Source organism: Marivirga salinae, assembly GCF_030503855.1.
In the GTDB taxonomy this organism is placed as follows: domain Bacteria; phylum Bacteroidota; class Bacteroidia; order Cytophagales; family Cyclobacteriaceae; genus Marivirga; species Marivirga salinarum.
Genome location: NZ_CP129971.1, coordinates 3,490,107 through 3,511,308 on the forward strand (window position 1 = coordinate 3,490,107; position 21,202 = coordinate 3,511,308).

A 21,202-nucleotide genomic window follows, 5' to 3' on the forward strand; every position below is an offset into this window, starting at 1 on the left:
GATTTAAAATAGTAAGGCAAAGATAGGCTTAATTATGAGGGGATTTAAATATTATGATTTAAGAAATTGATTTTAGAATTCAGTTTAAACATTTAATAAATTCTATGTTGCAAACTAATGTAGTTTAATAGATGCATCTACAATATAAAATCTTTGCTACTCAATTTATAGTCTAATGATTTTGTTCCATTTGTACCCGCATAAATGTACGGGGCAGGTTTTATTGAGACTTTGTTATTTGATATAAAAAAAAGCACGGCTCAAACCGTGCTTTTCTATTATCATATACTGGGTTATTAATTACATATTTCTTCTGTATTGGCCTCCGACCTCAAACATCGCATTCGTAATCTGACCTAAAGAACAGAACTTAGTAGCTTCCATCAATTCAGCAAAAAGGTTTTCATTTTTAATGGCTGCCTTTTGCAATCTGTCTAAACTTTCTTTTGCCTCTTTCTCAAATCGATCGTTCAGTAAATTAAGCGTTTCAATTTGATATTCTTTCTCCTCTTTAGTAGCTCTAATTACCTCACCTGGCGTTACCGTTGGCGAACCTTTAGAATTCAAGAAGGTATTTACACCAATAATCGGGAATTCACCTGTATGCTTTAAAGTTTCATAATACAAGCTTTCTTCTTGTATTTTTCCACGCTGATACATGGTTTCCATAGCACCTAAAACGCCTCCACGTTCTGTAATTCTATCGAATTCTTTTAATACTGCTTCTTCTACTAAGTCCGTCAATTCTTCAATGATGAAAGAACCTTGGATTGGGTTTTCATTTTTCGTTAAGCCTAATTCTTTATTGATGATCAACTGAATTGCCATGGCTCTTCTTACTGAATTCTCAGTAGGCGTAGTAATCGCCTCATCATAAGCATTAGTGTGCAGCGAGTTACAGTTATCATAAATCGCATACAAAGCCTGCAAGGTTGTTCTAATATCATTAAAATCAATCTCTTGAGCGTGCAATGAACGTCCTGAAGTTTGGATGTGGTATTTCAACATCTGTGCTCTGGAGTTTGCTCCGTATTTCTGCTTTAAAGCTTTCGACCATATTCTTCTGGCTACTCTTCCTATCACCGCATATTCAGGATCAACTCCATTCGAGAAGAAGAAAGATAGGTTTGGACCAAATTTATTGATGTCCATTCCTCTACTTAGGTAATATTCCACATAAGTGAAACCATTCGCTAAAGTAAATGCCAATTGTGTAATCGGATTAGCACCAGCTTCTGCAATATGATATCCTGAAATAGAAACAGAATAGAAGTTACGAACTTGATTTTTGATGAAATACTCTTGCACATCTCCCATCAATCGTAAAGCAAATTCAGTAGAGAAAATACAAGTGTTCTGTGCCTGATCTTCTTTTAGGATATCCGCTTGAACCGTACCACGAACAACCGCCATAGTCTCAAATTTTATTTTCTCGTAAACATCTTTCGGTAAAACCTGATCTCCAGTCACACCCAAAAGCATCAAACCTAAACCGTTATGATTTGCTGGTAATTCACCTCTATATTGTGGTCTATCCGAGCCTCTTTCCTTGAAAATTTTATCAATTTTCTTATTTACTTCAGCTTCTAAGCCATTCTCTTTGATGTATTTCTCACATTGCTGATCAACCGCTGCATTCATGAAAAATCCTAAAAGCATTGGAGCCGGACCATTAATAGTCATGGAAACGGAAGTCATTGCATCAGCTAGATCAAAGCCTGAATATAACTTCTTCGCGTCATCCAAACAGCAGATACTTACTCCTGAATTACCAATTTTACCGTAAATATCAGGTCTGTAATCCGGGTCGTTTCCGTAAAGCGTTACAGAATCAAATGCAGTAGACAAACGCTTAGCAGGCATATCCATACTTACATAATGGAATCGCTTATTGGTTCTTTCTGGTCCGCCTTCACCGGCAAACATACGAGTTGGGTCTTCCCCTTCTCTTTTAAAAGGATAAATCCCGGCTGTATAAGGAAATTCACCTGGGACATTTTCTCTCAAATTCCATCTCAATAAATCTCCCCAGCTTTTGTATTTTGGTAAAGAAACTTTTGGAATTTGACTGTGAGATAATGATTCCGTATGTGTCTTAATCTTGATTTCTTTATCCCTAACCTTAAATGAATAGATAGGGTCTTTATATTTCTGAACTTTATCGCCCCATTCTTCTATTATTAATTTATTTTTAGGGTCGAAATTCAGCTCTTCTTTGGCATAGGCTTCCTCCAATCCTTTGATTAATCGGTCTTTATCCTCTAATTCAGAATCTTTTAAAGTCTCTATTGATTTTCTGTAGCCATAAAGCTTATCTGCAACTTCTGCTTGTTGCTCCACCCATTCATCATAACCTCTATTGTTTTCAGAAATTTCTGACAAATAACGGGTTCTGTTTGGCGGAATAATGAATACTTTCTCCGACATTTCATCGGTAATTTCAAAAGTAGAGTTCAGATCAGCACCTGATTTTTCTACTACCTTATCCATTAAAGTTTTGTATAAAGCGTTGGTTCCAGGATCATTGAATTGAGAAGCAATGGTACCATAAACTGGCATATCGTCCACTTTAGCTTCCCATAATCCATGGTTACGCTGATATTGCTTTTTCACATCACGCAAAGCATCCAAAGCACCACGTTTGTCAAATTTATTTAGGGCAATAATGTCGGCAAAATCCAACATGTCGATTTTTTCCAACTGAGTTGCCGCTCCATATTCAGGAGTCATCACATAAAGCGAGGCATCAGAATAATCTAAAATCTGCGTATCAGACTGCCCAATACCAGAGGTTTCTAATATAATGAGATCAAATTTTGCCGCTTTTAAGATAGAAACAGCATCTTTCACATATTTGGAAATGGATAAATTACTTTGACGAGTAGCCAATGAACGCATATAAACACGTTCGTGGTTGATGGCATTCATTCGGATTCTATCCCCTAAAAGTGCTCCACCCGTTTTTCTTTTGGATGGATCAACAGATATAATTCCAATGTTTTTGTCTTTGAAGTCAAGTAAAAATCTGCGAACTAATTCATCCACTAAAGATGATTTTCCAGCTCCACCAGTACCTGTAATTCCCAAAACCGGAACAGAAAGTTCTTTTGCCTTTTCCCTGATTTTATCTAATTCCGCATTACTTTCTTCCGGGAAATTTTCAGCTGCTGAAATTAGTCGTGCAATGGCTTTTACGTCTTGCTTGTCAACACGCCCAACTTCGCCATTCAAATTCTGACCGGTTGGATAATCACTTTGCTGTACCAAATCATTGATCATACCTTGCAAGCCCATTTCCCTTCCATCATCTGGAGAATAGATTCTAGAAATGCCGTAATCATGCAATTCTTTGATTTCTTCCGGAAGGATTACTCCTCCTCCACCGCCAAAAATCTTGATATGACCAGCACCTTTTTCTTTAAGCAGGTCGTGCATGTATTTGAAGTATTCCGTATGACCACCTTGATAGGAAGTCATGGCAATGGCTTGTGCATCTTCCTGAATAGCAGTGTTTACCACTTCTTCCACGGAACGATCATGCCCAAGGTGAATTACTTCACAGCCAGTGGATTGAATGATTCTTCGCATCACATTGATAGCCGCATCATGCCCATCGAAAAGGGAAGCAGCGGTTACTATGCGGACGTTATTTTTAGGTTTATAAGGAGCTACAGTTTGATGTGCAGACATATTTTTTAGTCGTTTAATTCCAATTACGAAATTACAACAATAAAGCTAAAGAATAAAGTCATTGCCAAACATTCGTTAGGAAGGGATATTGTAAAAATTATATTTTATGATGCGGGGATTTGGGTTGTGGATTTGGATTGATTTGGATAATATTATGGTGTTTTGTTTTGTGGTGGGATTGATATAAGGTAGCAGGGAATTTTATAATACATTAGTGATAATGCTCTGAATCGTGTTATCATGTCTAACAATCTTCTTTCCGGGCGTCATCCCTGCGAAGGCAGGGATCTTGTCTTATTGAAACGAAGTTTCAATACTCTTAAACAAGAGCGATCTATGTAGATTAATTCAGGTGAATAGCTTTGATGTTTCATTCTTAATATTTTAACCTTTGGTTAAAATCAATAGATCCCTGTCTGCGCAGGGATGACGCACAAATTTTGATTAGTGCTTTAGGAAGCTATTTTTCCTGAAAATAGTTGATTTAGACCTCAAAATTATCAGTAGTAGATCGAAAATATTTCACCAAAAACAATCCTCTTTCAAAATTTCCACCCTTCCCATTTTTCTTAAAAACGCATTTTCCCTACATTTACAGTTAAACTAAAACCTTTTGAATACAAGATTATGTCACAGCACAAACTGACCGAAATCGCCAAAATTGCCGTTCGATATGTGAACACCACCAACCGATTGATATTTCTTACTGGTAAAGCAGGAAGTGGAAAAACCACGCTTTTACGCTATATCATTAACAATACTTATAAAAATGTAGCCGTTGCAGCCCCCACTGGAATTGCAGCTATAAACGCCAAAGGTGTTACTTTACACTCTTTACTTCAGCTTCCTTTTGGTACCTTCATTCCGGAAGATAATGCAGTAGATTTCTCCAGAACCAGCGAGCAAATTAACACCCCAAAAACCTTCCTTCAGCAGTTTAAAATGTATGGCAATAAGCGCCAGATTATCCGAAATTTGGAACTGTTGATTATTGATGAAGTCAGTATGCTTCGTGCAGATATTCTGGACTGCATGGATTTAATTCTACGAATGGTTCGTAAAAACCCTCAACCTTTTGGTGGCTTGCAAATCATGTTCATTGGAGATTTAAACCAGCTCCCACCAGTAATTCGTCAGCATGAGTGGCAATACTTAAATAAATATTATAAAACCGGCTATTTCTTTGAGGCATTAGCTTTACAGAAAACAGAGATGGTTTATATCGAGTTGGATAAAATATTCCGTCAATCTGATCCTGAATTTACATCCATTCTTAATCGCCTCAGAGATAATCACCTTAGTGATGCTGATATTGAAAAGCTAAATCAGCATTATGAAGAAGGCGTGGAAGAATCAAAAAAGGATGGTTATATCCACATCACGACACATAATCGAAAAGCCGATTTACTCAATGAAAAATCTTTAAAATTACTTAATACAGAAGAGCAAAGTTATAAAGCTGAAATTGAAGGTGATTTTCCAGAAAATATGTTCCCTTTGCCTGAAAAACTCAATTTTAAGATTGGTGCACAGGTGATGTTTATCAAAAATGATAGCAGCGGAGAGGCGAGATATTTTAATGGTAAAATCGGAGAAATTTCCGAGATGAATGAAGACACCATCAAAGTGAAGCTAAAAAATCCGAAAGATGAAGTTACCGTAGAAAGATATGAATGGATGAACCAGCGATACAGTCTGGATAAATCCACCAATGTGCTTCAAGAAAAATGGCTGGGGACTTTCAAGCAATTTCCTTTAAAACTAGCTTGGGCTATTACAGTTCATAAATCACAAGGCTTAACTTTTGAAAAAGCCATTTTGGATTTATCGGATAGTTTCGCCCCTGGTCAAATGTATGTAGCACTTTCAAGGCTTACCGGCTTAGAAGGATTGATTCTTTCAAAACCCATTAGCAATATTCCTTTCGAATTGGATAAAAGTCTTAGACAATTTGAGGATAACAAAAAAGCGCCTGAGCAGCTAAATCAAAAGCTTGAATCCGATAGGAAAGCATTTGTTTTTAATACAATTAGAGAAACTTTCGATTTCCAAGGCTTAGTGAAAGAATTAAATATTCATTTAGGCAGCTTTAATAAGGGAGAAAATAGATCACTTAAGCAGCAATATGCTGATTGGACTAGAGAGAAAAAGGAGCTATTAGAAGAAATCAATAAAGTTGGGCTTAAGTTTCAAAGTTCATTAGCCCATTACGAAGCTAAAGAAGAATATTTGTCTGAATTAGCTGAAAGGGTCAATAGCGCTGAAGATTTTTTCAAACCAAAAGTAAAGGATTTATATGATGCATTTAAAGCACATTTAATCGATACATCCAATCAAAGTAAAGTAAAAACCTATCTCAAAGAACTAGAGAGCATTACAGAGCAATTAAAGTCAAAGCTTTTGCTAATCAGTAAAACTGCAATGTTAGTGACAGCAGCTTCAGAAAACAGGATATTATCTAAAAAAGATTTACATAAATCCTCCACTTTTGAAGAAGCCAAAAAAGATTCTAAAGAAAAGAAAAAGAAATCCAAAAAGGACAAAACTCCTACTGCTGAAATATCCTACAATTTCTTTAAAGAGGGTTTAAGCATAGAAGAAATTGCCGCTAAAAGGGAATTTGTCCCTGGTACTATTTTAGGACACTTATCCAAATACATTGAAACTGGTGAAATTGAAGCTTCTCAACTGATGGATGCCCAAAAATTAGAGCAAATTTGCACTGTAATGGCTTTGGAAGAAGTAAAAGGAAGTGCGGATGTGAAAGCCAGGCTAGGAGATGAATTTACTTATGATGAAATCAAGATTGCTTGGGGACATTTTAGGAGAAATCATCAGAAAGAAGAAGCATCCTGAATCCCTCAAAAGGGGACTTTTGGAGTGTGCGGTATTTATAAATAGAATTGATGGATGACGGATGTAGGATGATGAATGGGCATCTTGCGTAAAGCCATGTCAGTACCGAAGGTCAGACATTGGAGCGTTAAAAAGAAATAAGTTATTGAGTAAAATATTGGCAGCTGAAATAACTTGAAAACCCGTCAACTTGAAAACCTGTAAACCTAACTATGTCTACTTTCTAAATAATCAATAACCTTATCTTTGTCCTCAGCCTTAAACCAAACAAATTCTGAATCTCTCTTGAACCAAGTCATTTGCCTTTTAGCATATCTTCGACTGTTTCTTTTTAATAATCTGACAGCCTCTTCCCTATCATATTCGCCATCCAAAAAGCCAAATATTTCTGAGTAGCCCAATGTCTGCAAAGCATTCAAATTTTTATAATGGTATAACTTTTCAGCCTCATCGAATAATCCTTCTGCAATCATCTGATCCATTCTCAAATTTATGCGATCATACAATTCTTCTCTAGGGCGCTCTAGTCCTATTTTAATGATATTAAATGGTCTTTCAATTTGCTTTTCTTGAGCCCTATAATAGCTCATGTTTTTTCCAGTGGCACGATAAAGCTCCAAAGCCCTTATCAGCCTTTGAGGATTTTGCTGATCTACTATTTCAAAATATTCTGGGTCAGATTCCATTACTTGTTTTTGCAGACATTCAATTCCATTTTGTTCAAACTCCGCATTTAAATTCTGTCTTATTTCTACTGGAATAGAAGGCATGTCATCAATGCCTTCACATAGTGCTTTTACATAAAGTCCTGAGCCGCCTACTACAAATATAATATCATGTTTTCTGAATAAATCACCGAGTAGGTTTAAAGCATCCTTCTCAAACTGGCCTACATTATAATCCTCCTGAATGCTATGGGAATTTATAAAATGATGGGGAACTCCATCCATTTCTTTTGATGTTGGCTTAGCAGTTCCTATCACCATTTCTTTATAGAACTGACGGGAATCGGCTGAAATTATTTCAGTTTTAAACCGTTTAGCCAATTGAATGGATAAGGAAGTTTTACCAACAGCAGTCGGCCCAGCCAAAATCACTATGGTTTTAGATTTTTTAGTCAAATTTGATATTTATTCAATCTTAAAAGCTTAAATTGAGCTGTAAATTTAAATATTTTGGAGTTACAAAATTACAATAAAGACCAACTTATAAAAGAGGTAGAGAAATTGAGGCTAGCACTCTACCAAAACAAATACTTGCTTAAAAATTCCAAGCATCTTGAAAATACCATGTTCCCAGAAGAGGGCATTGATTTAAGTATGGAATTTACAAAAGACGGCAGTATAATAAAAACCAATAAAAACTGGCGCCAAACCTTAGGCTACACAGTTCAAGATTTAAAACATATTTACATTAGGGACATTGTTAATCCTAACGATTGGCATAAATTCCAAGAAGTGACTGAGCTAGTGATTAAAAATAATTCCCAAGAATTATTAGAAGTTCGGTTAAGCTCAAAAAACAATGATAAAATTCATGTAACTGGAGTTTTATTCATCAGCATGAACAATAAAAATATTGTTGCAAATTTTCAGGATATAACTCACCAAATTCATGCTCAAAAAGCTCAGAATCTTTTTTATGAAATAACCAACTTGACCCTTAAAAGTACTGATTTAGATAGTTTATTTAGAGGGATCCACGAGAAATTAAAAGAAGCAATGGAAGCCAAAAACTTCTTTATTGCTCAATTCAAATTTGAAGCTCAAGAACTTTTCTTTCCTTATATTCATGATGAGTTTGTAGCAGACTCACCCAAATCCTTAACATTGGAATATAAAAGAGGATTGTGCGAATACATTTATCACCAAAGGAAATCCATGTTATTAAAAGAATCAGATATTATGGATTTAATATTGGAAGGAAAAATCAATCAATACGGCACCATTCCAAAAGCTTTTTTAGGCGTCCCATTCCAAACGGAGAAAGGAACGCCTGGCGTAATTGGGGTACAGAGCTATAAGGATGAAAACGCTTTCCAAAACAGGGATTTAAAATTGCTGAATTTTATTTCAAATCAAGTATTACTATCGGTTGAAAGAAAATTTATTGAAGAAAAAATCAGTACGCAAGCTGGTCGATTGCAGTCCATATTTAACAGCAGTAACCATATTATTTGGTCTATTGATAAAGATTTTAAGCTTACCTCATTTAATCCAAATTTTGAATATGAGTTTTTAAAATATTTTAATTTTAAACCAAAAGTAAATACAGATTTAAGGGGAAAAGTAATAACATCAATCTTTAGTTCAGGTAGTTATAAATTTTGGGGCGATAAATTTGAAAGCTGTTTAAATGGTGAGACAATAGATTTTGAGGTAGAATTTCAGAACCCTATCGACAATTCCATAGTCTGGAAAGAGATTTTTTTGAACCCAATATATACAGAAAGTGGAGAAATAACTGGGCTTTCGGGTATTGCTCATGATATTACGGAAAGGAAGATTAACGCACTAAATATTCAAAAAAGTGAGTTAAAGTTTAGGAATATATTTGAGTCATTTCAAGACATCTATTTTAATTGCCGATTTAATGGGGAAATTATCCTTATTAGTCCTTCCATTAAAGAGAACATTGGCTATGAACAAGATGAGGTGACAGGGAATAATATCACCAACTATTACCTCTATACCAAAAAAACAAAAGATCTGTTAAAAAAATTGGTTTCTAGAAGAAGGGTTCAAAACTTTGAAGCAACCCTTATAACCAGAGACGGCAGGTTGGTGAACTGTATATGTAACGTTCGTTTAGTAAGAGATAAAGATAGCCGTGAAGTTACTATAGAAGGGGTAGCCCGTGATATCACTAAATTAAAGCAAGCCAATAGGGAATTATTGCATGCAAAAAACATGGCTGAAAATTCCTTGAAAGTAAAGGAGCAGTTTTTAGCTAATATGAGCCATGAAATTCGGACTCCAATGAACGGGGTTATCGGGATGGTGGATTTACTGGCTCAAACTCAGCTCAATCCTGAGCAAATGAATTTTGTACAAACTATCAAGCGTTCATCTGAAACTTTACTGACAATACTGAATGATATTTTGGATTTAAGCAAAATAGAAGCTGGTAAGATGAAAATTCAGCCTCATGTAACAGAAGTAAAGTCAATATTTGACAAAGTATTAAATTTATTTAGTCAACAAGCCAATCAGAAATCCATTAACCTGAATTTTAAAATTGATAATGACATTCCTAAATATCTAAAGATTGATGAAACTCGCATTATTCAAATAGTTTCTAATCTCACTTCAAATGCCTTGAAGTTTACAGAGAAAAACGGCAAGGTTTTATTACATATCTCTAAAGAAATTAAAGACGACTTATACAGAATTGCAGTTGAAGACTCCGGTATTGGTATATCTGAAAATGATCAACAGCAATTATTTAAATTGTTTACACAACTTGATAATTCAAGTACCAAAGCTTTTAGCGGTACAGGGTTAGGACTTGCTATTTCAAAACAATTAAGTAGCCTAATGGGTGGGCAGATTGGTGTTAGTTCGGAGCCTGATGAAGGAAGCGTTTTTTGGTTTACACTAATTGGAGAAAAAGCTTCTGAAGCGGAAATTGAAACATATGAAAATCAAAATCAAAAGGTAACGAAAAGCCAAAAGCTGAATTTTAAAAGTGAAAATGCACCTTTCATTTTAATTGTAGATGATAACACCATTAATAGACAAGTAGCTAGTCAGATTTTAATGAAATCAGGTTTTAAAACAGATTTAGCTTTTAGTGGACCAGCAGCAATTGAAAAAGTGAAAAATATAGATTATGATTTAATTCTGATGGATATCCAAATGCCGGTTATGGATGGAGTAACTGCTACAAGAGAAATCAAAAAGCTGTCAAAGAAAATTCCTCCTATTGTAGCCATGACGGCTTACTCCATGAAAGAGGATCGTCAACGATTTTTGGATTTAGGAATGGACGATTATTTAGCTAAACCAATAGTATCTAGCATTTTATTAGAAGTTATTCAACAAAACCTACCCGATTTTGAAGCGGAAAGTCTTAACTTAGAAGAAATAATCCCAGATAAAAGCAATGGAAATGAAACCGAATTAATTGATGAGTCCACACTTCAGCAATTAAGTAAATATGCAGACAAGCCTACAATCAAATCATTCTTTGAAGAATTTGAAATAGAAGCAAAAAGTTTGATATTAGAAAGTATAAATGCTGAAAAGACTTCGGACATCGACAAAATATTAAGTAATTTGCATACTCTTAAAGGAAACGCAGGTACTCTTGGAATTCGTTCATTAGAGGAACAGGCAAAAAAAATAGAAGGCGATTTAAAAAAAGATAATACCGAAAAGCTTGTAAATGACTTAAACCATTTATTAGATAATTTTAATAAATTTACAGACAATTATCAGTCAATTTTAAAATAAGATGGCAAACACAAAAAAAGTACTTATAGCAGAAGATAGTTCGGTTATCCAAAACCTTACCAAGAAAATTTTAATGATGCAAAATTACAGCATCCATTCTGCAAAAAACGGAGAGCAAGTTTTAAAAGCTTTAGAATCCGAATCATTTGATATCATTTTAATGGATATTAATATGCCTAAAATGGATGGGATGGAATGCACTAGAGCTATCAGGGCTTTGGATGATAAAGAAAAATCAGCTATTCCAATTATTGCAATAACAGGAAATGCAAAAAATTACAGCATAGAAGATTTCAAAGAAGCTGGTATCAATGAATATTTACAAAAACCGCTCAATTTTGACCAATTGGTGGAAACTGTTAAGAAATTAACAAATTGATCAAATTCTTTTTAGCATTTAATCGAACGTAAAACCATAACTATCCGAAAATAAGTAACAATTAGAAAGTTTGTGTAGTTAATTTATAAATTCCTTAATATGCAGATAAAGTACACAAAATCATTCCTCAATAAATTAGAAGATGTATTCGCTGAATCTGATTACGTCCTTCGTTATGAAAAAGGAAATTTCAAATCAGGTTATTGTGTATTGAAAGAACAAAGTATTGTGATCATTAATAAATTCTTTGATACGGAAGGAAAAATTAATTGCTTAGTGGATATCCTCAAAAACATTGAGTTGGACAGCAAAACACTAAGTGACAAAAACAAAAATTTCTATTTAGAATTACAACAAACTGAACTCGCACTTTGAAGGTAACATTTCTAGGAACAGGAACATCGCAGGGAGTTCCCGTAATTGCATGCGATTGTGAAGTATGTCAATCACTCGATTACCGGGATAAAAGAACCAGAACCAGTATCCATATAGAAGTAGGTGGAAAAAGCATTGTGTTTGATACAGGTCCTGATTTCAGAGAACAGATGCTCAGGGAAAGAATCAATCATCTTGATGCTGTGATTTATACCCACGAACATAAAGACCATACTGCCGGATTGGATGATGTACGCTCCTACAATTTTAAACAGGAAATGGATATGCCAGTTTATGGCAGAAAGCAAGTCTTAGAACAAATACAAAGAGAATTTGCCTATATTTTCGCAGTCAATAAATATCCTGGTATCCCAAAAGTTAAGCTCCACGAAATTGAGAATAAAGCATTTCAGGTAGAAGGCATTCACATCCAGCCAATAAATGTTATGCATTACAAACTGCCTGTATTTGGCTATCGAATTAATGATTTTACCTATATCACCGATGTAAATCACATTCCAGATGAAGAGAAAGAGAAAATAAGAGGTAGTAAAGTACTGGTATTAAGTGCCTTGCAAAAGAATTCACACCTCTCTCATTTTAATCTAGAACAAGCTATTGCTATGGTGAGAGAATTGGAAATTCCGCAAGCTTATTTTATCCATATGGGACACAGAATAGGATTGCACAGAGATATAGAAGAAGAATTGCCAGAAGGCATGGAATTAGCCTATGATGGACTTCAAATAGAACTTTAAGATGCATAATAACTATTATGTATTCCGACAATTATCATCTGAATTAGAAGCAAAAATCCGCGGAAGTGAATTATTAGCTTGTTTTAGCCAAAGCCGTGATGAACTGATTTTAGGATTCAGTCAAGGACAAGAGGAATTTTACATAAAAGCTTCCTTATTACCAGAATTTTCATGCTTAAGTTTTCCTAATCAATTCGCTAGAACCAAAAGCAACAGTATAGATTTATTCACTGATTTTATTGGTAAAAGAGTAAACCGGATTCAACAATTCGAGAATGAAAGGTGCTTTGCCTTACATTTTGAAGGAGAATGGAGCTTACTTTTTAAAATGCATGGAAACCGCTCAAATATAATTAGCTACCAAGCTAATAAAGCCTATGAGTTGTTCAGGAATAGTTTCCCACAGGATATGGAGCTAGATTTGAAGGATTTAAACAGACCCATTGACCAAAGCAAAGAAGCCTTCTTTGAATATGACGGCAATTACCAGAAGCTTTTCCCTACTTTCGGCAAATTAATCAAGCAATATTTAAGTAGCATAAAATTGCAGGAAAAACCATTGGAAGAGCAATGGGAAATCATTTCACTTTTAGAATCAGATATTAAAAATCCAGATGGTTTTTACACCATTCTATGGAATGATGAGGTTCATTTTTCGCTATTGAAAATAGGTGAGATTATAAAAGAAGAGAAAAGCTGTCTTGAAGGCATTACCCAATTCTATTATACCTATTCCAAAGAGAATTTTATTCGGAAAGAGAAAAAACGACTTTCTAAGCAATTGGAAAAACAGCGAAATCAGGCTGTAAATTATATAAAGAAATCAAATCAAAAGCTACAGGATGTTTTGGATAAACCAGGCTATAATCAATTAGCCGATATTTTGATGGCGAATATGCATCAAATCCCAGCTCATGCCAAGGAAGTGGAATTGTTCAATTTTTACACGAATGAGAATATTAAAATTGCATTGAAATCTCATTTAAGTCCGCAAAAAAATGCAGAAAACCTTTACAGAAAATCTAAGAACCAGAAAATTGAATTAGAACAATTGGAAGCTTCTATCAAACAAAAAGAACAAGAATTGAAGGAAGCAGAAAGTAAACTGGCTGAAATTGAATCAGCAGAAGACATCAAATCAATTAAAAAACTGATTAAACAAAACCCAGTTAAAGAAAGAGCACAAGTAGAATTAAAAGTCCCCTATAAAAAATTTGAATATGGCGGGTTTACCATTTTAGTAGGAAAAGGCGCAAGAGAAAATGATGAGTTGACCTTAAAGTATGCCAAGAAAAATGATTTATGGTTGCATGCAAAGGATGTTACGGGTTCTCATGTGGTGTTGAAACAGCAAAGTAGCAAACCTTTTCCTCAGGAAGTTGTAGAAAAAGCAGCACAAGCCGCAGCCTTTTATTCTAAAAGAAAATCAGATAGCTTAAGTCCCGTTATTGTAACACCTAAGAAATATGTGCGAAAACCAAAAGGCTTGCCTCCAGGTATGGTGCATGTTGATAAAGAAGATACTATTCTGGTTAAGCCTGAAGCTTGGTGGATTGAAACAAAAATTTGAACACAAAGAAGATCTAAGGCTTCACAACTTGTCCCGTATTCATCCGAAAAAAACACAGAGGGAATTATCTATATAACAATGAAGTTTTTCAGAAGAATTAAAAAAGGCAATGCTTTGAGAAGCATTGCCTAAAACGACTTAAAAAAACTATCACTTTAAAACTATTCTTAATCTATATTTATCGCCATTTGACTATCCTTTGGGTCAAATCCAAAATCTCTGTATATATTTTTGATATGATGATTATAATCTAACAATGCATTAGTGTCATTACCTCCTGCTATTAATATCAAGCTTTCTGTGCTAGGCTCCTGAATGGCTAAATTCATATCAATTAGTTCGAAAACTTCTCTTATATTTTGCATTTCCCATTCAGCTCCCATATAAAAATAATAACCAGCAGCTCCATCAGTTACATAAACCATTTGGTTAAATGTAGCATCAGTCAAAGCATTTAAGTCATCGCTACTCACTTTTGGTATCATGATATCGAAATCATAATTCGATAGTTGAACTACCATTGAATTATTGATCTTATCTACATCATTTCCTAATAATGCACTTTGAGCATTTGCTTTCAAAGTTAAACCGAATAAGGTGATCAAAACGATTAGCCCTATTAGAACATATTGCTTAACTGGCTTCAGAATGTTTGGATACGTTTTCATAACTTTTGTTTATATTTATATTCAAAGGTCATAATAATGAAGCTTGTAAACATTAGGGCATTGCTGAAATTTCAAATAGGTGATTTACGTAAGCAACACCTATGCCCATTTTCTGTCAGAGGCTAATCAGCCTTTAGCTTGCAAAAGAAATTTAAATCAGAAAATATCATAATAGAAAAAGGCAATGCTTTTTAAAACATTGCCTTTTACAAACTATTGTCCTATCATTCAAAAAACTATTCTTTCTTAATATTGATTGCCATTGCCTCGTCATTTTTATCAAATCCAAAGTCTTGGTAGATATTTTTAACATGATGATTATAGTCAAGTAATGCAGTAGAATTTTCTTCACCTGCAATTATTATAAAACTTTCATTAACAGGCTTTTGAATAGCTATATTCATATCTATCAATTCGAAAACTTCTCTTACATTTTGCATTTCCCATTCAGCTCCCATATAGAAATAATAGCCTGAAGCACCATCAGTAACATAAACCATTTGGTTAAAAGCTGCATCCTCAAAAGTTTCCAACTCTTCATTGGTCACTTTAGGTATCATGATATCAAAATCATAATCTGCAAGTTGAACTACCATTGAATTATTGATCTTATCTACATCATTTTCTAATAATGTACTTTGAGCATTTGCATCAAGGATAAAACCAAATAAGGTAATCAAAACGATTAGCCCTACTAAAACATATTTCTTAACTGGCTTCAAAATGTTTGGATACGTTTTCATAACAATTGGCTTTTTATTTCTAATTATATTCAAATGTCATGATAATACTGTCTGTATACATTAGTGCAATGCGGAAATTGTGATTAGGTGATTTACTTAGAAGTCCTCTTGTTCAGCAAGAAGCTATGATCAATTAACCGCAGTGATTCACTAAGGAAATAGAGAAATAAACAGTTAAAGCTTATTATTATTGATTATTCTCAACTTTAATACAAGGTTAAAAAACAGCAAATTTCTGGTTTCTAGCATCTAAGACAAGGGTTTTATCTATAAATAGTTTGTTACCTATCATACCGCCCATTCCACTAAAATACATTAAAAGATTTTGAACAACTGAAGTCCCTTCAATGTATGTTACTTTATTTAGTGAAATTTCTTCCTTACCAAATTTGATTATAGCATTACTACTGATATTGTGTACTTCTAAGGGTTTTCCCCATGAATTGGCTTGATATGTTTGTTCCACTGCTCCCTCCAGCGATAAATTTTCCCATTGTTTTTTATCAGTAATCAATTCAAATGCACTACTCCCTGAATCGTAATAGAATTGAGTATCATCATCATTAATCTTCCCATTTAGCATCACCTTCCGTTTTTTAAATTCAAAATCCTGAATGGTTTCCTCTGCAATGTCTTTAGGAAAAGAATTACAAAACCGAATAATATGTTGTTTAAAGTCAAACACTACTACTTTATGCTCCAAAATATCAGAACCAAGTGTTCCAATTATGTTGGTTGCTGAAGGTGTCCAATTTATTGGCTTTCCATAGTTTATTCTTTTAACTTTTGGAATAAAAACCGGAATTTCACCCAATTTAAATTTAAAAGGATCATTTTCATTTTCTATCCTTGAGTTTAGAAAAGGATGCTTTTGAATAATAGATTGAAGTGCTTCTTCATGAAAAAGAGTGCTGTGTGCCCCCAAATCAAATTGCAAATAGAAAGTATCCGTAATTCCATCTAGCTTTACTGGTAAAAGTAATGCCGCATACTTACTATCTTGACTTGAAACCCATTTTATAGGAATAGTATCTTGATGATCGGATACATTCAATTGATTTTGTGGTGGGGTAAATTTTTTATCAAAATAAAAGTATCCTATTAGCCCACTTATTAGCAATACAGCAAATAAAATAAATACGAATTTCCTCATAATTAACAGATTTATATTTCCATATAAAGCTGAGAAAATCTAAACTGAAACTATGCGTCAAGTGTATGACAATAATGTGACAATAGTAGAACAGCAGTTATAAGAGCTGATAAGTTATTTTTAACCGATCTAACATTCCATTTCTGATCCATCTGGAGAATTTAAATATCATCAGAGTATTAAAGCAATATCCTAGAATTAAAACCACTATTATTAATGAAAATGATAACTGAAGTGAATTTTGAATAAAAGGACTTATTATGAGCAAAAGTGATAGCACTAAAGTCCAAATGATCTGAAAATTCAGAATACTTTTACCAGCATTATTAACTATCTGATCTTTATGGTGCTTACGCCAAAGAATAAAAGGGAAGATAATATTCCCGAAAGGAATCACAATTAAAGCTAAGGCAGAAAGATTGATAAGCCTTATTTGATCATTCTGCTCATTTGTAACTTGAGAAGAATGACTTTTAAAATCTATACGGCTAAACCCAATTACATCTGAAAGTACTTTTAAAGTATGTCCTTTGGGAATGGTTTGTCCAGATTCAATTCGTTGAATAGTTCTTAAAGACAAACCTGTTTTATCAGCTAAATCTGATTGAGTTAATCCTTTTTGCTCGCGAAAATCTTTTATCCTTTGCACTTTTCAGGAAAATCATTCTAAAAAAAAACCTAACAATCTACTTATTTGTAGTTTGACTTTTTTTAGATGCTAAAAATAAGCTAATGACAGCACCAAAAAGAAATACAAATAAACTTGAAGCAAGGCTAATAGTTATGGAAATATTATCAAACAAAGGTTCTTCTTTGTTAATTCCTAAAATTATGAATACAATAGAAGTTAATAAAAATAAAAAAAGCATACCTCCTGCTATTCCAAAATAAGTCTGTTTAGTTAAATTCATATACTATGTTTTTTTAAAAAAATTTATTTAAGCAATTATCATTACTATCTTCGTCATTAAAATGGAAGGCTGATAAATCAATCCTCCATTATCCTCAACTTAGCAAAAGTCAGTAAAAGTGTCTTCTCACCGAAATTCTCGAATTCAATAGTCGCTTTTCTATTGGCTCCTTGTACATCCATTTTCTTTACCTCTCCAAAGCCAAATTTTGGATGTTCTACTTTCATTCCTGTATCTAAAGTGCGAGTATCGCTAGGTGCAAAATCAGGAGAGGGTGTATGTAGTTTTTTGCCAGGAGGCACTGCTTTTCTTTCAGTCTTCCTTTGAGCTACCAAGTTCTTGGCATACACACTACTCCCACTTCCATTATTCAAATTGCCCATTGGTTCAGAGCGATTAAACTTTCTATCTACTTTTATATAAGCTGGATCAATCTCTTCTATAAATCGGCTAGGCTCACAGTTTTTCAATCTACCAAAACGGTAGCGGGTTAAAGCATAGCTTAAAGTGACTTTTTCCATTGCACGAGTTAAAGCTACATAAAACAACCTTCGTTCTTCTTCCAAGTCAGCTCGGCTGTTGAGCATCATCTGAGAAGGGAATAAATCCTCCTCCATCCCCACAATGAAAACATGTTTAAATTCTAATCCCTTTGCAGAGTGAATAGTCATCAAATTCACATGATCATTATTATCTTGATCTTCATTATCCGCATCGGTCAGTAAAGCCACATCAGCTATAAAAGCTTCCAGTGATTTATCTTCCTGCTGCTCGTCATCCACAAACTCCTTAATGGCATTGAGCAATTCCTGAACGTTCTCGTAGCGGTTTAATCCCTCTATGGTTTTATCGTCATATAATTCCTTAAGCAAGCCACTTTGCTTAGCGATAAAGGCTGCAGTATCATAAGCATCCGCTCGCTCTATTCTGATTTTGAAAGATTTAATCAGCGTGACAAAATTATCCACTGCATTGGCAGCTCGGTTTGGGAGCACTCTCTGGCTCTTTTGCAACACATCCCAAATTCCCAAATCATTTTCAAAAGCGGAAACCACTATTTTATCAACCGAAGAAGCCCCAATTCCTCTTTTGGGTAAATTGATGATCCTTCTGAAAGATTGCTCATCGTTATGGTTGATGGTAAATCGGAGGTAGGCCAATAAATCCTTGATTTCTTTTCTTTGGTAGAAAGATAAGCCACCGTAAATTCTATAAGGAATGCTACTTTTTCTTAAGGCCTCCTCCATAGCCCTGGACTGACTGTTAGTTCTATAAAGGATAGCAAAATCTTTATTCTCTAGCTTTTTGTTGTTTTTATCCTCAAAAATTGAAGAAGCCACTAGCCTACCCTCTTCATTATCGGAAGTGGATTTTATCAAATGGACCAACTCGCCATCATCATTTTGCGTCCAGACATTTTTTTTAAGCTGAGCTGCATTTTTTAGGATGACTGAATTAGCCGCGTTTACAATATTCTGTGTACTTCTATAATTCTGCTCTAATTTGATTACCCTCAAATCAGGATAATCTTTTTCAAAATTCAGGATGTTTTGAATGTTAGCTCCGCGGAAGGCGTAAATACTTTGCGCATCATCCCCTACTACGCAGATATTTTGATGGACAGATGAAAGTCTTTTCGTAATCAGGTACTGGGAAATATTAGTATCCTGAAACTCATCTATCATCACATATTTAAATCGTTGCTGATATTTGTTCAGTACATCGAGATGATCGCGGAATAAAACATTGGTATTAAACAATAAATCATCAAAATCCATAGCGCCAGATCGGAAACAACGTTGTACGTATTCTTTGTAGATGGCACCCATTTTAGGTTTTTGAGCTTGCTCATCCTCAGAAACATAAACTGAATTGTTCATGTAATTCTGCCAGGAAACCAGATTGTTCTTAGCTCCAGAGATTCTACTATAAACTACATTTTGCTTATAGACTTTATCATCCAATCCCATTTCCCTTACGATTGCTCTAATCAGAGATTTGGAATCTTCGGTATCATAAATGGTGAAATTGCTAGGATAGCCTAATTTATCGGCTTCTGCTCTCAAAATTCTAGCAAAGACAGAGTGGAAAGTTCCCATCCATAAATTACGGGCATCAGTTCCCACTATCTTTTCAATTCTTTCCCGCATTTCTTTAGCTGCCTTATTGGTAAAAGTTAAAGCCAAAATGCTAAAGGGATCCACATTTTTAACGGTAATCAGATGAGCAATACGGTAGGTTAACACCCGTGTTTTCCCAGAACCAGCACCAGCAATAATCATGGTGGGGCCTTCCAAATTCTCAACTCCTTCTCTCTGCGGGGGATTCAAATGACTTAAATAATCCATAAGACAAATTTATAATCTAAATGCCAAGGAGCATCGAAAAGAGAGGGGAAATATTGAAAATATTTTGGAGGGATAAGATTAAAGTTTGAAAATAGAAGTAAAAATTTAGCAAATTGGGATAATTAAGAAAACTATAAACAGCTTCAAAGTTTTGAAAATATTACCGATTTAGCTTGGCTTGAAAAGGCAATAAAATATTAGACATCCAAGCTAGTCAAAAACCTAAAAGGAACATTCTGTGAATTTCGATCACCAAACTGCTTTTTCAAATTTCTAAATTCTTTTTGATGGTTTGTTGGAAATACATTTCTGAGGGCATTAAGGTTTTTAATATTGCTTATCAAGTCCACTTTCAGGTTATCATATGGCAATCCAATCATTTCGCAAATATCCTCTCCAAGTAGATAGGCCATCATTGTTTCTGAAGGAAAGCTAAAAGGCAAAGGCTGCTTTTTAATATAGCCTTGCAAATTAATGGCTAACATCTCCCCTTCTTCTGAATTATGAAAATTGCGGTTTTTGATTTTTTGTTCTAGTATAAAAGCATCTTGATTGCTTTCTGGCAACCATTCTTTATTTACACCCAACATCTCTCCTATCATATTCCAATAGCAGATATAGTTTTGAGATTGTTCTGCTGAAATAGTATAGCCCAATTTTCTTAATCCACGAATAGCAATCAATGAAAATGAAAGGTTTGTTCCTGCCATATCTTCCTGATTAATGGGAGTCCCTAATTCATCACTCCATTTATCGCTATTGAGTAAATGATAGCGAATGGCAGCATGCATCAAACGTACTTTAGCAACACTGATATATCCTTTTCCTTGAGGAGTAAAAGCTTCAGGACTGCAAACATCAAATACGAATTCAGCCGTTTCGGTTAAGCGCTTTTCAGGTTGCTCATAAATCCTTTTGGAAAAACTCAAGACCTTGGCGCCTTCTGCAGCGGCATAGCAATAAGGCAAAGACAACATTCCCAAGCAAAGCATAATGGCAGAGGCATGTTCTACATAAAATTCAGACCCCTTTTCTGCTAGCTTTTCATCTATTTGAAAGCTTTTAATCTCTTTGAAATATTCTTTTAAGTTTTCAGGAAATTCTTCAGGAATAGGCTGATGATTAAAAATCAATTCATTGTAAGCCTCATTAGACAATGGATTAAATCCACTTTCAAATAAAACCTTGACGGTTTTATCTGCTATAGCATCTCCTGTTTTACGGGCTGAATCGAGCGTTTTATTAGAATATTTTATTTCTTGAGTTTGCACATAATGCTTAACTGAGATTTGGGTAA

General features: G+C 34.4%; 15 protein-coding genes. 7 read left to right on the forward strand and 8 right to left on the reverse strand.

Features of this window, described 5'->3' with window-relative positions:
- Positions 1–300: 300 nt before the first annotated feature.
- Positions 301–3,690: a methylmalonyl-CoA mutase family protein gene (locus QYS49_RS14675; RefSeq protein ID WP_308348325.1), complete on the reverse strand. Its 3,390-nt coding sequence runs from the start codon at positions 3,688–3,690 to the stop codon at positions 301–303.
- A gap of 627 nt (positions 3,691–4,317) precedes the next feature.
- Between QYS49_RS14675 and QYS49_RS14680 the strand changes: the two genes are divergently transcribed.
- Positions 4,318–6,546, forward strand: a complete 2,229-nt coding sequence (locus QYS49_RS14680) for a helix-turn-helix domain-containing protein (RefSeq protein ID WP_308348327.1) — start codon at positions 4,318–4,320, stop codon at positions 6,544–6,546.
- A gap of 206 nt (positions 6,547–6,752) precedes the next feature.
- Here QYS49_RS14680 and miaA read toward each other — a convergent pair whose 3' ends face one another.
- Positions 6,753–7,667, reverse strand: a complete 915-nt coding sequence (miaA, locus tag QYS49_RS14685) for a tRNA (adenosine(37)-N6)-dimethylallyltransferase MiaA (protein ID WP_308348329.1) — start codon at positions 7,665–7,667, stop codon at positions 6,753–6,755.
- Positions 7,668–7,721: 54 nt separating this feature from the next.
- On the opposite strand from miaA, the gene QYS49_RS14690 reads away from it, so the two are divergent.
- From QYS49_RS14690 to QYS49_RS14710, 5 genes are all read left to right on the forward strand, one after another.
- Positions 7,722–11,000 carry a PAS domain S-box protein gene (locus QYS49_RS14690; protein ID WP_308348330.1) on the forward strand — a complete coding sequence of 1,093 codons (3,279 nt, stop codon included), beginning with the start codon at positions 7,722–7,724 and terminating at the stop codon, positions 10,998–11,000.
- A gap of 1 nt (position 11,001) precedes the next feature.
- Positions 11,002–11,379, forward strand: a complete 378-nt coding sequence (locus QYS49_RS14695) for a response regulator (RefSeq protein ID WP_308348331.1) — start codon at positions 11,002–11,004, stop codon at positions 11,377–11,379.
- A gap of 99 nt (positions 11,380–11,478) precedes the next feature.
- A complete protein-coding gene (locus QYS49_RS14700; RefSeq protein ID WP_308348333.1) occupies positions 11,479–11,754 on the forward strand; it encodes a hypothetical protein in 276 nt (91 codons plus the stop codon).
- Positions 11,751–12,512 carry an MBL fold metallo-hydrolase gene (locus QYS49_RS14705; RefSeq protein ID WP_308348335.1) on the forward strand — a complete coding sequence of 254 codons (762 nt, stop codon included), beginning with the start codon at positions 11,751–11,753 and terminating at the stop codon, positions 12,510–12,512. Before QYS49_RS14700 ends, QYS49_RS14705 begins: the two co-directional genes overlap by 4 nt.
- 1 nt (position 12,513) lies before the next feature.
- The gene (locus QYS49_RS14710) at positions 12,514–14,082 is read left to right on the forward strand and encodes an NFACT RNA binding domain-containing protein (protein ID WP_308348336.1); all 1,569 of its coding nucleotides are present in this window, start codon (positions 12,514–12,516) and stop codon (positions 14,080–14,082) included.
- Between the two features lie 167 nt (positions 14,083–14,249).
- Here QYS49_RS14710 and QYS49_RS14715 read toward each other — a convergent pair whose 3' ends face one another.
- The 4 genes from QYS49_RS14715 to QYS49_RS14730 form a co-directional block, all read right to left on the reverse strand.
- On the reverse strand, positions 14,250–14,750 hold the full coding sequence (locus tag QYS49_RS14715; protein ID WP_308348337.1) for a hypothetical protein: 501 nt from the start codon (positions 14,748–14,750) through the stop codon (positions 14,250–14,252).
- Between the two features lie 236 nt (positions 14,751–14,986).
- Positions 14,987–15,493 (reverse strand): hypothetical protein, encoded by a 507-nt coding sequence (locus QYS49_RS14720; protein ID WP_308348338.1) that lies wholly within the window; start codon positions 15,491–15,493, stop codon positions 14,987–14,989.
- Between the two features lie 217 nt (positions 15,494–15,710).
- Entirely contained in the window at positions 15,711–16,646 is a 936-nt protein-coding gene (locus QYS49_RS14725) for a hypothetical protein (RefSeq protein ID WP_308348340.1), read from the reverse strand.
- A gap of 97 nt (positions 16,647–16,743) precedes the next feature.
- Positions 16,744–17,295, reverse strand: a complete 552-nt coding sequence (locus QYS49_RS14730) for a helix-turn-helix domain-containing protein (protein ID WP_308348341.1) — start codon at positions 17,293–17,295, stop codon at positions 16,744–16,746.
- Positions 17,296–17,378: 83 nt separating this feature from the next.
- On the opposite strand from QYS49_RS14730, the gene QYS49_RS14735 reads away from it, so the two are divergent.
- Complete coding sequence (locus QYS49_RS14735; RefSeq protein ID WP_308348343.1) at positions 17,379–17,537, forward strand: hypothetical protein; 159 nt, start codon at positions 17,379–17,381, stop codon at positions 17,535–17,537.
- 97 nt (positions 17,538–17,634) lie between these two features.
- On the opposite strand, the gene QYS49_RS14740 is transcribed toward QYS49_RS14735, so the two are convergent.
- The gene (locus QYS49_RS14740; RefSeq protein ID WP_308348344.1) at positions 17,635–19,905 is read right to left on the reverse strand and encodes an ATP-dependent helicase; all 2,271 of its coding nucleotides are present in this window, start codon (positions 19,903–19,905) and stop codon (positions 17,635–17,637) included.
- A 197-nt stretch (positions 19,906–20,102) separates the two neighbouring features.
- Entirely contained in the window at positions 20,103–21,176 is a 1,074-nt protein-coding gene (locus QYS49_RS14745; protein ID WP_308348346.1) for an oxygenase MpaB family protein, read from the reverse strand.
- Positions 21,177–21,202: the final 26 nt, after the last annotated feature.

What these genes read in the sequence shown, in the direction of transcription:
- QYS49_RS14720 (WP_308348338.1), bottom strand. Translation starts at nt 15,493, where the DNA reads ATGAAAACGTATCCAAACATTTTGAAGCCAGTTAAGAAATATGTTTTA.
- QYS49_RS14700 (WP_308348333.1), top strand. Translation starts at nt 11,479, where the DNA reads ATGCAGATAAAGTACACAAAATCATTCCTCAATAAATTAGAAGATGTA.
- QYS49_RS14715 (WP_308348337.1), bottom strand. Translation starts at nt 14,750, where the DNA reads ATGAAAACGTATCCAAACATTCTGAAGCCAGTTAAGCAATATGTTCTA.
- QYS49_RS14710 (WP_308348336.1), top strand. Translation starts at nt 12,514, where the DNA reads ATGCATAATAACTATTATGTATTCCGACAATTATCATCTGAATTAGAA.
- QYS49_RS14725 (WP_308348340.1), bottom strand. Translation starts at nt 16,646, where the DNA reads ATGAGGAAATTCGTATTTATTTTATTTGCTGTATTGCTAATAAGTGGG.
- QYS49_RS14735 (WP_308348343.1), top strand. Translation starts at nt 17,379, where the DNA reads ATGACAGCACCAAAAAGAAATACAAATAAACTTGAAGCAAGGCTAATA.
- QYS49_RS14695 (WP_308348331.1), top strand. Translation starts at nt 11,002, where the DNA reads ATGGCAAACACAAAAAAAGTACTTATAGCAGAAGATAGTTCGGTTATC.
- QYS49_RS14675 (WP_308348325.1), bottom strand. Translation starts at nt 3,690, where the DNA reads ATGTCTGCACATCAAACTGTAGCTCCTTATAAACCTAAAAATAACGTC.
- QYS49_RS14740 (WP_308348344.1), bottom strand. Translation starts at nt 19,905, where the DNA reads ATGGATTATTTAAGTCATTTGAATCCCCCGCAGAGAGAAGGAGTTGAG.
- QYS49_RS14680 (WP_308348327.1), top strand. Translation starts at nt 4,318, where the DNA reads ATGTCACAGCACAAACTGACCGAAATCGCCAAAATTGCCGTTCGATAT.